Origin of the sequence: Enterobacter sp. BIDMC 30 (genome assembly GCF_000534355.1) — a bacterium.
GTDB classification, from domain to species: Bacteria; Pseudomonadota; Gammaproteobacteria; order Enterobacterales; family Enterobacteriaceae; genus Enterobacter; species Enterobacter ludwigii.
The window spans coordinates 3,257,279-3,271,472 of the sequence record NZ_KI973169.1 but is presented as its reverse complement, the minus strand read 5'-3'; the positions used below and the strand labels follow the sequence as shown (position 1 = coordinate 3,271,472).

Sequence of the window (14,194 nt, the reverse complement as noted above, 5' to 3'; positions counted from 1 at the left end):
GGAATACGGCAGGACGCAGCTCAACAGCGGGCACCTGGTGGACAATCAGGGCAAATCCCGCGGCACCGGTAGCGAACTGCGCACTGATGAACACGGGGTTATCCGCGCCGGAAAGGGGCTGTTCATCAGTGCAGATGCACAGGCGAAAGCGCAGGGCGAAGCCCTGGACATGGATGCCGCGCTGAAGGAAATCGACAGGCTTAATCAGCAACTGCAACAGCTGGAAATGGCCGCCGAAAAAGCGCAGGCCCTGAAAGCGGACGTCGACAGCGAACGAGCAAAAACAAATAGCCCGGTGCCTACCTTTGGGATATTGGGGAGAGTGTGGGGTCATCAAACCCGGGGTGATTAGCGAACTTATGAAAAAAGAATTCATCGATGAGGACGGTTGTAGATACTTTAGGATTGCAAACTCATCATTTGTCAAATACAGGGGTACCAATAAAACTGGAGATTTTTTTGTATACTCTACAGTGAAGAAAATCCCTGCAAATATTATCATTCATCTTGACAAGATAGATATGGAGGAATATTCCTTCTGGAAGGGGGGTATAAATGAATAATTACTTAAAGAAAATATTTTTCCTGATCTTTATCTCAGTGATCATCCTTTCCTTTATTTTAATGACTGTTAAAATCTTGGCTTATAGAGGCGCAATAAAGAACGATTCAATATGGAGTCGAGATAAAAAGTGCGAGCTGGTCACCTATATTCCTGATTATCGTCCATATGGTGGAATTGGACGAGTATTGAGGTTGTTTTCTAATCAATCCTTCTTTATTGTGTATGACCAGAATGGAAAGAAAATAAAAAGCTCTGCATGGTATTTTTGGCAGTCTCAATTTTCTGATTTGGTGGCGCCAGAATGGCATGGACATAACGCAACTTATCCTACAAGTGATGGATGGGGCGGATGGCATATTCCTGAATGCCGTTAACATCTTAGCAATTCATGTTTAAAACAATCAAATCACCAGATGTAACAATATTGGCATTGAAGAACATTCGTCGATGGATTAAAAACATGCTTAGCTCAATTAAGTTTATAGTGAAATTGATACTCTGTTTTTTGTATCACTATCTATTATTCTTCTGTCAATAAAGACACTGACTTATAAGAAATCTACATCCAGTGAAAAAAAATGGAATGAGGACAACTCCTGCTATGCTATTACTTACATTCCTGACTACAATCCTTTTGGCGGGGTGGGGAGGGTATTACGTCTTTTTTCAAAACAATCATTTTTCGTTGTCTATGACAAAACTGGAAAAAAATGAAAAATTCAGCTTGGCATTTTGAGAATATCAGTTCTCTGATTTAATTGCACCTGAATGGTCAGGCATTGATTTTCTTTACCCATCTGACAGTGGGTTTTCAGGCTGGACTTTACCTGAATGCAAAAAATAAAAAAATTTAGTAAAACTAATAACAGCCTTCCTTGGATGTATTACCGTTCTAGCAGAGCATCATTTGGGTTACGAATGGTACATAACTTACTTTACACCAAGGAGTAGGGGGTAGGACTCGGATTTGTAATCTTCTATATGAGATACATTATCATACCCATTACATTTCTAGCAACATCTATAAAACCAAAGCACTCTTCAGTAATCTTTGGCCTGGTTATTATCTTTATGCTTTATTCTTGGTATGGAACAAATCCACTTCGAGTAATATTGATGTTTTGTTCCTCATTATCCGGTTGTTCAATAATTATTTTTGCAAAAAAATCCTTGAAAGAAAGATAAGGTAATTCACATCCCTTAGAACCTAAACCTCTATCATTTAAAATAATATGCTATATTATGAATCAAAAAACGCCCTCTTTATATGAAATTCTTACCGGCAACTTTACAGGGGATCTTCCCCTTGAAGTTGTAAACGAAGAAGACCAGGTTATTTTATCTGTACTGGATAACATCCAGCGTATTTTGAACGCCCGAGCCGGGACCATATCCCATTTACCAGATTATGGTTTGCCGGACATGACCAAAATTCTGCAAGGCATGCCGGGTACAGCCCACGAGCTGATCGATACGCTGGCCGGTGTCCTGCTCAAGTATGAACCCCGTTTGCAGTCCCTCAATGTAACTTTACTCGAACAGCACGTGCCAGGAGAGTTGCGTTATGCCATTGATGCTGAGCTTAAGGGCATTGGCCTCGTACGTTACGGCACCGAGTTTATGCCCGAAGGACGCGTGATGCTGAGGCACCTGAAGCAACAGCAGTATCTCGATACCGCAATCCGTGTGTAAGGCCAGACAGCTTTCATCAGTTCCAACACACAGTAAGAGTCAGGCCGATATTGCAGATTTTTGCCAGCGAATGCGCAGCTTCAGGAGCAAATGGACGCGTGGCTGGAGGGTACCGGATTGAACGAGGGGACGCTGAATACATCCGTTACGGATCTGCTGGTGGAGTACGGGGCTCTTGAGATTACCGATATCTTTCTGTGTGTAGATGACCAGTCTGTGAAATTTACACCAGTATTTTTGTACGGCCAGGGCGTGACCGGATGCGTGGAAGTGACCCTTCATGCAGAAGGCTGCGTGATCTCTCTGGGGCGCCTGTTCATACGGGCAGGTCATTTCAGTGACTGGACCTTTAATCCCCCGGGGATGTTGCTGCGCACAGTACAACCTTTTGATCAAAGTACTTCTTTTTGTCTGGTTTTAGCGCTTCTTTCATAGCTATTAACCTGGCAGTACCAGCAGACTTGTGGTGAAGCTGCATAAACAGGAAGTACAGCACCGCAACCTTCATTTGGATATTCAGCCATGAATGACATCAATCCACGAAAAATCAAAACCGGTGGCGATCCGCGCACGCTAGCGGATTATGCCACCCTGCGTGATGAACTGAGTAAACTGACACATCCGGCTCGTCCGGATGTGAACTGGCATTATGTCGAAAAACTCTGCCTTTCACTGTTTGAGCAAAACGGTGTGGAGTTACAGACGGCGGCCTGGTACACGCTGGCACGGACGCAGCTGGCCGGCTTATTCGGCCTCAATGAAGGCCTGGCGATATTGGATGCGCTGATAAGCCATCAGTGGGGGACACTGTGGCCGCAGCCGGTACATGCCCGCATGGAAATCCTCAGCAGTCTGAACCAGCGTCTTCAGCAGCGGATGCGCTCGCTCCCGCTCAATTACAGCGACCTCAGACAACTGTATCGGGCTGAGCAACTGCTTGGCAGTCTGGGGGAGGTGCTTCAACGTCTGGAGCTTAAGCATCTGAGCCAGCTCGATACGTTGCGTTCCCTGATGCACAACAGCGCTGTCCGGCTGGAAAACAGCAACGATACAACCGGTACCGGGTCGAATATTCAGTCTGGTATTGTCCTGCCTGCCTCCGTAAAGAATGGTGCAGTAATATCATCAGGCTCTCATACCGGTAGTCTCTCTGAAGAGACCCCAGCGCCAGACAGCCCAGTGAAGTGGGTATTCGTTGCACAGCCAGAACACCACGCAAATGTGGAAGTACTGACGGCAATGCCCACTCAGGTAAAAAAGTGGAAATTCTTCGCTGCCGGAATGTGTACCATGCTGATAATAAGTACGGGCGCAGTGTGGAGCTGGCAATTTCTTCACCGGCCAGACCCGCTACAGACTCAGCTTGCTGCCTCACTGGCTCCGTTACCTGCACCTCTCGCGCCTGAAAAACTGGATATGTTGCGTCAGCAATCTCCGTCATCACAAACAATGATAGAACAAACACAGCAGCAGCTTGCCCGACTGGATAAATTGCCTCCTGACTGGAGTATTACTTACAGCCGAAAACTTACAGAACAGGCTCAGGTGCTGTGGCCGGAGCAAGCAAAACCCCTGATACAACAGTGGCAGCAACACCTTAATGCTGCCGCATTACCGGTAGAACAGCTCAATGGTTGGTATAAGGGGATGTCATCGCTACAAAAATTGAGTGACCGGCTGAACGGGCTTGATGAGCAGAAAGGCAAATACATGACGGTCAGTGAACTGAAGTCCGTTGTATTTTCCGTCCGGCAGTCTTTTAACCAGTCCATACCGGCTGAAGAGCAACTGCGTATCTTGTCAGAAAATCCTCCTGGTGTACCTTTACCTGCAGCTGCGAGGTCGCAGCTGGAGATGCATCTGAAACAACTGGCAGCCCGATATGCTGAAATAAAACGGAATGCATCAGAGTAAATCCATCGTTAAGATACTTTAAAACTCGTCATTATGACGGGAAGCTTCGCGGATATTTCCCCGTTTTAAGATGATGAAGTGTCAGGCCAGTTATGCTGTCATGAGGGATCGTTTTATCGTCCGTTCCGCTGTTTTTGGGGGTGATATCGGTGATTATGGACATGCTTTTTCTCCGAAACCCGGTATGCCGTTTGTTTTGACTATCCGTGGATCCCGCCAAATTTAAACACCCTGCGATAGCAATATCGCAGGGTTTTTTCGTTCTACAACCCAATCACCAGTTCCCCTGAATGGCTTCGCGAGCAGCACAGCGCCACCTGCTGGTCTGCCGCGCTTTTCTCCGCCTCCGACTGCACGCTATCCCGGTGATCCACTACGCCATCAATAACCGGCGTCAGGCAGGCGCCGCAAATCCCCATTTCACAGGAGAGGGGTACCGCCACGCCGTTTTCTAGCAGCACCTGCGCGATAGTTTTGTCCGCCGGCACTGGCCAGCGCTCGCCGGTTGATGCCAGCTTGACTGTAAAAATCTCGCCCGTTTCATTACAGTCGGCGGGCATAACGGGCTGGAATGCTTCGCTGTGAAGATTGCTCTCAGCCCAGCCTCTCGTGAGGGCGACCTGATACACTTTCTCCATAAAGCCTGCCGGCCCGCAGACCCAGGCGTGGAAACCGGGCGCTGGCGTGGGCATGCGCTCAGCCAGCGCAGTGCGCGGGCTGATGGTATGGATGACACACTCGCCGTGTTTAAATTGCATGAGTTCACGTGCAAACGCCGCGTTGCCATGCTCTTTAACGTAATAGTGCAGCGTAAACGGGGTGCCGGAAGCCTCCAGCTGCCGGGCCATCGCATACAAGGGCGTTATGCCTATCCCTGCCGCCAGCAGCAAGAAGCGTTCAGCCTCGTGCAGCGCAAACAGATTGCGCGGTGAGGAGATAAACAGTTTCTGCCCCGGACGTAGCGTCTCGTGAACATAGCGTGACCCGCCGCGCGAGGCGGTTTCACGTCCTACGCAAATAAGATAGCTCTCGCTGTCGCTTGCCCCGGTCAGCGAATACTGGCGAACCAGCCCGCAGGGCAGATGCACGTCAATGTGCGCCCCGGGCTGCCAGCCCGGCAGGGCTTCACCGCATTCTGACACCAGCCTGACGGCGAGACTCTTATCCCCCTCACGCCAGAGACCGTCGACAATAACGCTTAACATTTCGCTCATCACGTTCCTCCGTCACACCAGGAAAAACTCGCCGAAGCCCATCTTTTTCAGCCCCCGGCGGTAGGCAATCGAGCTTTTATCCGCAGGGATATGGGCTTCCAGAGTCAGATCCAGCGGCAGGCTTTCCGGGCGCTGCGTCTCAACCATCAGGCGGTCTTCTTCAAAAATACGCAAATTGAAGGCGTGCACTTCCTCTACCGGAATATGCAGGTCAAAGTTGCGCGCGATAGGGGCGAACATGCGGGTTACCCGTGAAGAGACGGGCGAGGCGGCGTTCATGATCACCAGCCTGGCTTCCCCCGGAAAATGGATCGTCAGCGTGGCGGTAAACGGCAGATGCATTTCAAAATGACGCAGCCACTGGAAGCCTTCCGGGGCCTGGACATCGGAGCTGGCGGGGTAGTTGCTCACCGAGCTCCAGTAATCGGCAACAAAGCCAAACGGCGTCTCCTGGGGCTGATAATGGGGAACCAGCGGATTATTGGGGTCAGCAAAGGTGTCAGTGTGGATCCAGGCAAAATGCGCCACGTCCAGAAAACCTTCCACCTGACGGCCGGCGAAGCCATTCACTTCAAACGCCGGGCAGTTGATCTGCTGAAATCCGTCGTTATCCCAGTGCGGCATGGTGGGCAGCGGCATTGGGTTATCCGGATCAAACGCCAGGCAGGTCCAGATCAACCCAAAGCGCTCCTCCACGGCATAGTTAATCAGGTTAAGCTTCGCGGGAACCGGCTGGTCAGGGCTGGACGGAATGCGGTTGCAGCGTCCATCTTCACCAAAGCGTAAGCCATGATAAGGGCAGATAATCCCGTGTTCATCGTGAAAGCCCAGCGTCAGCGGTACGCCGCGGTGCGGGCAAACGTCCCGGGCGACCACAACCTGGTCTTTGACGCGGTAGATAACCAGTTGTTCGTCGAGCAGGGTGGCTTTGACCGGTGCCGCGCCGATGTCGCAGGCGCGAGCAACCGGATGCCAGCATTTTGCCAGACGCAGCCAGTCCTCTGGCTCAAACGTACAATGGGCGGGTGGAGTCGGTTGTATTTTCATGGTTGTCCCTCTCGCGTTCAGCCTAAAGGCCCGGCTTGAATGGTGTCGCACAGACCGTTAATGATGCGCTCTCCGGTCTCCTCTTTGAGCTCCTGGTACCAGGCCCGGGTCAATGCCATGTCTTTGCCATGCGTGATATCACAGCGTTTACGGGCCTTAAGCACCAGGTCGCGGACCCGGTCACAGCGCAGCGCTTCGTACTGCCGCAATGCCAGTGCGATGTTATGGTTCTCGCGCAGGCAGTCACCCAGCACCACGGCGTCCTCCATCGCCGCGCATCCGCCCTGGCCGATATCTGGCGTGGTGCTGTGCGCGGCATCGCCAAGAAGCGCCACGTTGCCGCGCACCAGGGTATCGAACGGTTCAATGTCGTGGATTTCGATACGGTTGGTGGTCTCGGGATCCAGCGCGGCGATGAGCTTCTGTACCGGTGCCGCCCAGCCGCGGAAGTAGCCCGTGAGATCGGCGCGAAGGGTAGTGCGATCTTCCGCCAGCCCGAGGGGGAGCGGAACATCAAAAAAGAAATAGAAGCGTCCGCCGGCGACGGGCATCAGCGAAACGCGCTTGCCCTCGCCGACGAAGGTGGTCCACTGGTGCGCAGGGGCAATCTCTTCATCAATCTTCACCAGCCCGTTCCAGTTGACGTAACCGGCGTAGCGGCGCTCGGGCGTATAGCCCAGCACGTACGGGCGAACTGCGGAGTGACTGCCATCGGCGGCAATCAGGAAATCCCCTGTCGCGGTAGTACCGTCGGTGAAGGTGACGGTGACGCCAGCCGCGTCCTCACGGACGCTTTCAACGCGTTTGCCGAACTGAACGTTCTCGTGCCCCCAGAAGTTCAGCATTTCGCGCTGCAGTTCCGTACGCGACACGGGGCAGGGGCGACCGCCCGTGCGCTCGACCAGCGGGGCAAGGCTAAAGCGGGTGAGGGTATCGCCGCGCCGGTGATCCTTATAGGCCATAAAGCGCATAGGGCCGCCGTAGGTCTCGATGATGTCGCCCATTCCGAGGTGCTGCATGCATTTCACCCCATTGGGCCAGATGGAGATGGCCGCGCCGACGGGCTTCATCTCTTTCACGGCCTCAAACACGGTACAGTCGATTCCCGCCTTCTTCAGCGCTACAGCGGCGCTCAGGCCGCCAATGCCCGCGCCAATAACGATTGCTCTCATGCTTCTCTCCTTTTGCAGGGTGTAAAAAGGGAAGAGCAATTTGCGTACCAGGCTGCAGAGTGGCGAAAAGCGCGTTGTATGGGGTGGTTTTGCACTGCTAAGGTGCGCAAACGCGGTGAGAATGCCTTTTTATGAATCAATAATTTCCTGTTGTGCGATCCGGAATCGACTGTTTCATGGAGGATGGCAAGAGTGGCGTAGTTTGTGCAAAGCGAGAAAACGACGATATGACGGGAGCGAGTATGATTGCACTGCAAACTTTTAATCAACTGAGCCACGAAGAGGCGCTCGCGCGGTTGCAGCCCTGCGTGGCGTTGCCCGACTGGGCCGATGCGCTGGTGCAGGGGCGGCCCTATTTACACCGCAAAGCACTGTTCGACGCCGCCCGGACACTGGCGCAAACCTGGGATGAAACGGCGCTTACGCAGGCCCTGAATGCGCACCCGCGTATTGGTGAGAAACCGACGGGAGCCCAGGCGGAGGCGGTGCTTTCGCGCCAGGAGCAGGGCGCCGTCGACAACCGCGACAGGCAGCTGGCACAGGCACTGCAGGAAGGGAACGCTCGCTACGAGGCCCGTTTTGGACGCGTGTTTTTGATCCGCGCGAAAGGCCGTAGCGGTGAGGAGATTTTACGCGCCCTCAACGCCCGGCTGGAAAACAGCGATGCGCAGGAGGTACAGGTCGCACTGGAACAGCTGCGGGAAATTACGCTGCTTCGGCTGGAAGGAGTCATTGACAAATGAGTACGTTAAGCACGCATATTCTTGATATTTCGACGGGAAAACCGGCGCAGGGCGTAAGGGTTTATCTTGAGCAGGACGGCGTCGTATTGGCCACTGCTTTCACTAACGCCCAGGGGCGCATCACCGCGTTTATCCCTTTCCTGCCTGCAGGACGTTACCGGCTGGTGGCCGAGATTGGGGCTTGGTTCACCGAAACCGGCCGCGACACGCTTTACCCCTGCGCACAGATCGATTTTGTGACGGGAGAAACGGCAGACGAGCACTTCCACCTGCCGTTTGTGATTGCGCCGGGCGGGTGGTCAACCTACCGCGGCAGTTGACCACACCTGCACACCGTTGACCCAGGTCTCGCTAATATTGCGCTCGTCGCCCAGGGTCATCAGCACAAACAGCTGCTCATAAATGTCCTGACAGCGCCGGTGACGCAGGCGCTGTAGCGGCGTAACGGCCGGGTCGATGACGATAAAATCGGCCTCTTTGCCGGGGGCGAAATTGCCAATCTTATCGTCCAGCCTCAGGGCGTGAGCGCCGCCCAGCGTGGCGTGATAAAACGCTTCGCTGGCGCGCAGGCGGTAGCTCTGCAGCTGACCCACCTTGTACGCCTCCCCGAGGGTGCGCAGCATGCTGAAGGTGGTTCCGGCACCCACATCGGTGCCAATGCCCATACGCACCTGGTGTTGCCAGCAGGCGGGTAAGCGGAACAGTCCGCTGCCAAGAAACAGGTTCGAGGTGGGGCAAAACGCCACCGCCGAGCCGGTATCGTGCAGACAGCGCCACTCGCTCTCATGGAGGTGGATCCCATGGGCAAACACGCTGCGTTCGCCGGTCAGCCCGTAATGATGATACACATCCAGATAACGTTCATGTTCCGGCCACAGATCGCTTACCCAGGCCACTTCATTTGGGTTTTCGCTCAGATGGGTCTGCATCCAGGTGTCGGGAAACTCCTCTCTGAGCAGGCTGACCGCGGCCAGCAGTTCCGGTGAGGAGGTCGGGGCAAAGCGTGGCGTAATGGCGTAGCCCAACCGTCCACGGTGGTGCCAGCGCTGGATCAACTCGCGCGTCTGCCGGTAGCTCTCTTTCGCGGTTTCACTCAGGTAGTCAGGCGTGTGGCGGTCCATCATCACCTTCCCGGCGATAAGGCGCATGTTAAGGCGCAGGGCCTCGGTGAACAGCGCCTCGACCGATTCAGGATGCAACGTACAAAACACCAGCGCGGTGGTGGTGCCGTGGCTGACCAGTTGGTTGATGAAAAACGCCGCGATCTCTTTCGCATAGGCCTCATCGGCAAACTGGCTTTCTACCGGGAACGTGTATGTGGTCAGCCACTCCAGCAGCTGCTCACCAAAAGCGCCAATCATCTCCGTCTGCGGGTAATGAACGTGGGTATCGACAAAACCCGGGAGCAGCAGTTTGCCGCGCAGGTCGGTGTACCCTTTGTAGGGATCAAGATACTGCTCGCCCTCCTGCCAGGCCATCTGCGCCAGAATTTTGCCGTTATGGATGAACAACAGCCCGTCTTCAAGGTAGCGCGCCTGTTGGGCGATAACGTCTGCACTGTTGCAGACCTGGGCAATATCAAAAAATGCACCGCGGATCGCAGTCTGGTAGTCCATCATGATTCCTGCCTTAGTGTTTGCGTAGCGGGGTGATGAGACTGAGCAAAAACGGTGCCAGAATGAAAAAGGCCGCAGAGGAACTGCGGCCCGGAGGAAGGGTTACTCTTTTTGCGTCGCCACGCGGGGGCTGAACGACGAGGCGCCTGCCGCTTCACGATCTTCCCGCGCCAGCCAGCGGTAGGTGACCCCGCCCAGGAAGACGCCGATAAACCAGCTAAAGTTGGCCACTTCATGCAGGGAGGGAATAAAGCTTATCACCAGTCCAACGGCAACGGATGGCACCAGCGCGCCGATGGCTTTCGGGTTGAAACCGTTGCGATACCAGTATTTGCCTTTTGGCGTGTCATCAAACAGATCGTCTACGGAGACCTTGCCGCGCTTAATCAGGTAAAAATCGGCAATCAGAATCCCGAACAGCGGGCCAATAAACGCCCCGAGCACGTCCAGAGTGTAGTGGATAAGCTCCGGCGAGTTAAACAGGTTCCACGGGGTTAACAGGATAGAGCCGACGGCGGCGATCATCCCCCCGGTGCGGAAGCTGATTTTTTGCGGTGAACAGTTAGAGAAATCAAACGCCGGGGAGACGAAGTTCGCCACGATGTTGATCCCGATGGTGGCGGTGATCATGGTCAGCAAGCCAATGGCCACCGCCAGATCGTTGCCCACACGGCTGACGGTTTCAATCGGGTCAGTGATCATGCGGCCAAACAGCGATTGCGTACCCGACACAATCACCACGGTAACGATGGAGAACAGCAGGAAGTTAAACGGCAGGCCCCAGCGGTTACCGCGGCGGATCTCCCCCATGCTTTTACCGTAGCGGGAGAAGTCACCAAAATTGAGCAGCGGGCCGGAGAAGTAAGAGACCACCAGCGCCGTGGCGGTGATCATCTGCCAGGTCTGCTCACCGGCGCTCAGGGATTTGCTGGCGAGGGTAAAGGAGATGCCGTCAAAACCGGTCTTGTATACAATCCATCCCGCCAGCGCCAGCATCACCACGTAGACCGCCGGACCGGCGATATCAATAAAGCGCTTAATGGCGCTCATGCCGTGCCAGAAGACCATCGCCTGCAGCACCCACATGATAGCGAAACAGATCCAGCCAAGATGCGACAGGCCCAGGAACGAACCGGTGGTGAGCGTCGCGAGTGAAGGCCAGAACTTAAGCGCCACCAGCATCAGCGCGTTGGCGGCCAGGTAAGTCTGAATGCCGTACCATGCGAAAGCAATCAGCCCGCGGATCACCGCCGGAATATTGGCCCCGAAAACGCCAAATGCCTGACGGCAAATCACCGCGTAGGGTACGCCTGCCATCTGACTCGGTTTCGCCACCAGGTTGGCGCACAACTGCACAATGCAAATCCCTATCAGCAGGCAGAGCAAGACCTGCCAGCTTGCCAGCCCGAGCGTAAAGAAGCTCGCGGCAACAACATAACCCCCCATGCTGTGGACGTCCGACATCCAGAAAGAAAAGATGTTGTACCAGCTCCAGTTCTGGTCACGCGTCGGTGCCAGATCCTCATTGCAAAGCCGTGGGCTGTAAACCGCACCGGAATCAGCGGCCGTACCGTGCTGCGCGTTTTGTCTGTTTGGCATGAAACCTGCTCCTGTGAATGAAAACCCGTTAAGTGGGAGTGCAGACGGTGTTGCAGGATCCAGGCCAAAATAATAAATCTTGTATGCAATATTTTATTTTTATGTATACGATTCGATAGCGAAAAGTAAAAATCGGAGTGGTGAATGAACAACATAAACAGCCTGCAGACCGCGCCAGACCTGCATGACAAAGATGAATCCATCTTTCAGGCGCTGATGACCGCGATAGTCGAACATCAGTTGCTCCCGGGAAGTAAATTGCCTGAAGAGGCGCTGGCTGAAGTCTTCGGCGTGAGCCGTACCGGTATTCGCAAAGTGCTGCAACGACTCGCCGCTGTGCAAATGGTCACCTTAACGCCCAAACGTGGTGCACACGTGGCCAGCCCGACGGTAGAAGAGGCGCAGCAGATCTTCCGCACGCGCGCGCTGCTTGAGGTGGCTAACCTGCCGGACGTGCTGGCCCACTGTCAGCCGCCACATCTGGCTGCGCTGGAAGGGATTATTCGCCAGGAGCAGCAGGCGCACGAAGCGTATGACGGTCCCGCCGCAATCCGCCACTCCGCCAATTTCCATATTCAGCTTCAGGCCATTTCAGGCAATCAGGTGCTGACAGAGATGGTGACCGGCCTGAGCCAGCGGTCGTCGCTGGTGATCGCAGCCTGGGGCGCGCCGTGGCGTCAGGGCTGCCGCTGCAATGACCACGAGCAACTGGTGGAACTCTTGCGCCAGAAGGCGCTCCAGCCCCTGAGTGAGGCCTTAATGCACCATTTTGAACATATTGTCGCCAGTCTCTGTTTCGAACGGGCCGGTGAGTGCCTGCCTGATTTTGCCCGGCTGTTCGCCAGCCACAAGGAGTCGTAATGTCGTCTGTTTGTATACAAGTGATTAACCCCAACACCAGCCTCGCGATGACGGAAACCATCGGCGCCGCAGCCCGCGCGGTAGCAGCACCGGGAACGGAGATCCTCGCCGTCTGCCCGAGCGCAGGTGTGCCCTCGATAGAAGGTCATTTTGATGAGGCCATCGCCGCCGTGGGCGTTCTCGAACAGATAAAACGCGGACGGCAACAGGGCGTGGATGGACATGTGATTGCCTGCTTTGGTGACCCCGGCCTGCTGGCGGCGCGCGAGCTGGCGCAGGGGCCGGTCATCGGTATCGCAGAAGCTGCGATGCATATGGCCACGCTGGTGGCAACGCGCTTTTCCGTTGTGACCACGCTGCCGCGCACGCGGATTATCGCCCGTCATCTGTTGCACCAGTATGGTTTCCAGGACCACTGTGCAGCCCTGCATGCCATCGATCTGCCGGTGCTGGCACTGGAAGACGGTAGCGGCCTGGCTCAGGAGAAGGTGCGCGCGCGCTGCATCCAGGCGCTGAAAGAAGATGGCTGCGGCGCGATTGTGCTCGGCTGCGGTGGAATGGCGACGCTGGCGCAGGCGCTGACGCGCGAGCTGCACGTGCCGGTGATCGACGGCGTCAGTGCGGCGGTGAAAATGGTCGAGTCGCTGGTGGCGCTGGGGCTGTCAACCAGCAAACACGGGGACCTGGCTTTCCCGGAGAAAAAAGCGTTGAGCGGACACTTTCAGGCACTGAATCCATTTTAATTGAGGGGGGGGTGATAATGGCGCTTTTTAACGAAGATTATCCGCGGGACTTACGCGGCTATGCAGGCAAGCCGCCGCACGCGCAGTGGCCGAACCAGGCGCGCATCGCCGTGCAGTTTGTACTCAATTATGAAGAAGGGGCGGAAAACCACGTGCTGCACGGTGATGCCGGCTCAGAACAATTCCTCTCGGACATCATTGGTGCGGCCAGTTATCCGGACAGACACATGTCGATGGACTCCCTCTATGAATACGGCAGCCGTGCCGGGTTCTGGCGGATCCATAACGAATTCTGCAAGCGTGGCCTGCCGCTGACGGTCTTTGGCGTGGCAATGGCGCTGGCGCGACATCCCGATATCGTCGACGCCATCAAAGCAGCTGATTACGACGTGGTTAGCCACGGCTGGCGCTGGATCCACTATCAAAGTATGGATATCAACCAGGAGCGCGAGCACCTGCACAAGGCCGTGCATGTCCTGACTGACCTGTTTGGCAAACCGCCTGCCGGCTGGTACACCGGGCGTGACAGCCCAAACACCCGTCAGCTGGTAGTGGAACATGGGGGCTTTGACTATGACAGCGACTACTATGGCGATGATTTACCGTTCTGGACGCAAGTGGCGTGCAGCGACGGCACGCGCAAACCCCACCTGATTGTGCCGTATACGCTGGATGCCAACGACATGCGCTTCGCGACCGCGCAGGGGTTCAACACCGCCGAGCAGTTTTATACCTACCTGAAAGACAGCTTTGACGTGTTGTACGAAGAAGGGGAACGTGCGCCGAAGATGATGTCCATCGGCATGCATTGCCGTCTGCTGGGGCGTCCGGGGCGTTTTCGTGCACTCCAGCGGTTCCTCGATTACCTTGCGCAGCACGATCGGGTATGGGTCTGTACCCGCCAGCAGATAGCCGATCACTGGCGTGAGGTGCACCCGTTTCAACAATAACGATCCAGCAGTGCGCCGGGGGGCGGCGACGCCTGTCCCGGCCTGCTGCTTATCTGATGGGAAAAGAAGCAGGCTGGG

13 protein-coding genes and 2 pseudogenes are annotated in these 14,194 nt (G+C 55.0%); 10 read left to right on the top strand and 5 right to left on the bottom strand.

Annotated elements, in window-relative coordinates:
- From L466_RS06875 to L466_RS06885, 5 genes are all read left to right on the top strand, one after another.
- The coding region (locus tag L466_RS06875; protein ID WP_032681302.1) for a type VI secretion system Vgr family protein at positions 1 to 352 on the top strand (352 nt) is incomplete at its 5' end.
- Positions 353 to 555: 203 nt separating this feature from the next.
- On the top strand, positions 556 to 939 hold the full coding sequence (locus L466_RS0122615) for a hypothetical protein (RefSeq protein ID WP_223862566.1): 384 nt from the start codon (positions 556 to 558) through the stop codon (positions 937 to 939).
- Between the two features lie 868 nt (positions 940 to 1,807).
- Positions 1,808 to 2,257 carry a type VI secretion system baseplate subunit TssE gene (gene tssE, locus L466_RS06880; protein ID WP_014169450.1) on the top strand — a complete coding sequence of 150 codons (450 nt, stop codon included), beginning with the start codon at positions 1,808 to 1,810 and terminating at the stop codon, positions 2,255 to 2,257.
- A gap of 90 nt (positions 2,258 to 2,347) precedes the next feature.
- Positions 2,348 to 2,692 carry a hypothetical protein gene (locus L466_RS0122610; protein WP_255344421.1) on the top strand — a complete coding sequence of 115 codons (345 nt, stop codon included), beginning with the start codon at positions 2,348 to 2,350 and terminating at the stop codon, positions 2,690 to 2,692.
- A gap of 87 nt (positions 2,693 to 2,779) precedes the next feature.
- A complete protein-coding gene (locus L466_RS06885; RefSeq protein ID WP_032681301.1) occupies positions 2,780 to 4,171 on the top strand; it encodes a VasL domain-containing protein in 1,392 nt (463 codons plus the stop codon).
- Between the two features lie 263 nt (positions 4,172 to 4,434).
- Here the strand turns inward: L466_RS06885 and L466_RS06890 are convergent, their stop codons facing one another.
- Genes L466_RS06890 through hpxO form a run of 3 tightly spaced genes read right to left on the bottom strand, consistent with a single transcriptional unit; the run spans position 4,435 to position 7,604 of the window.
- Positions 4,435 to 5,385: a PDR/VanB family oxidoreductase gene (locus tag L466_RS06890; protein WP_032681300.1), complete on the bottom strand. Its 951-nt coding sequence runs from the start codon at positions 5,383 to 5,385 to the stop codon at positions 4,435 to 4,437.
- Between the two features lie 12 nt (positions 5,386 to 5,397).
- The gene (gene hpxD / locus L466_RS06895) at positions 5,398 to 6,432 is read right to left on the bottom strand and encodes a molybdenum cofactor-independent xanthine hydroxylase subunit HpxD (RefSeq protein ID WP_032677828.1); all 1,035 of its coding nucleotides are present in this window, start codon (positions 6,430 to 6,432) and stop codon (positions 5,398 to 5,400) included.
- 17 nt (positions 6,433 to 6,449) lie between these two features.
- A complete protein-coding gene (hpxO, locus tag L466_RS06900) occupies positions 6,450 to 7,604 on the bottom strand; it encodes an FAD-dependent urate hydroxylase HpxO (protein ID WP_032681299.1) in 1,155 nt (384 codons plus the stop codon).
- A gap of 242 nt (positions 7,605 to 7,846) precedes the next feature.
- Here hpxO and uraD point away from each other — a divergent pair, with 242 nt between their 5' ends.
- A complete protein-coding gene (gene uraD, locus L466_RS06905; RefSeq protein WP_032681297.1) occupies positions 7,847 to 8,347 on the top strand; it encodes a 2-oxo-4-hydroxy-4-carboxy-5-ureidoimidazoline decarboxylase in 501 nt (166 codons plus the stop codon).
- Positions 8,344 to 8,667, top strand: coding sequence for a hydroxyisourate hydrolase (uraH, locus tag L466_RS06910; RefSeq protein WP_014169459.1), 324 nt, complete (start codon positions 8,344 to 8,346; stop codon positions 8,665 to 8,667). The genes uraD and uraH overlap by 4 nt, the downstream gene beginning before the upstream one ends.
- Here the strand turns inward: uraH and guaD are convergent.
- Entirely contained in the window at positions 8,647 to 9,966 is a 1,320-nt protein-coding gene (guaD, locus tag L466_RS06915) for a guanine deaminase (RefSeq protein WP_032681296.1), read from the bottom strand. The genes uraH and guaD overlap by 21 nt on opposite strands.
- A 99-nt stretch (positions 9,967 to 10,065) precedes the next feature.
- Positions 10,066 to 11,562 (bottom strand): NCS1 family nucleobase:cation symporter-1, encoded by a 1,497-nt coding sequence (locus L466_RS06920; RefSeq protein WP_032681295.1) that lies wholly within the window; start codon positions 11,560 to 11,562, stop codon positions 10,066 to 10,068.
- Between the two features lie 144 nt (positions 11,563 to 11,706).
- On the opposite strand from L466_RS06920, the gene L466_RS06925 reads away from it, so the two are divergent.
- The 3 genes and pseudogenes from L466_RS06925 to puuE all read left to right on the top strand — a co-directional run.
- Entirely contained in the window at positions 11,707 to 12,423 is a 717-nt protein-coding gene (locus tag L466_RS06925) for a GntR family transcriptional regulator (protein WP_020884746.1), read from the top strand.
- Positions 12,423 to 13,299: pseudogene (gene hpxA / locus L466_RS06930) on the top strand (allantoin racemase). The gene L466_RS06925 and the pseudogene hpxA overlap by 1 nt, the downstream one beginning before the upstream one ends.
- Positions 13,199 to 14,116, top strand: a pseudogene (gene puuE / locus L466_RS06935) (allantoinase PuuE); the annotation flags it as partial. The pseudogenes hpxA and puuE, both read left to right, overlap by 101 nt.
- Positions 14,117 to 14,194 lie beyond the last annotated feature (78 nt).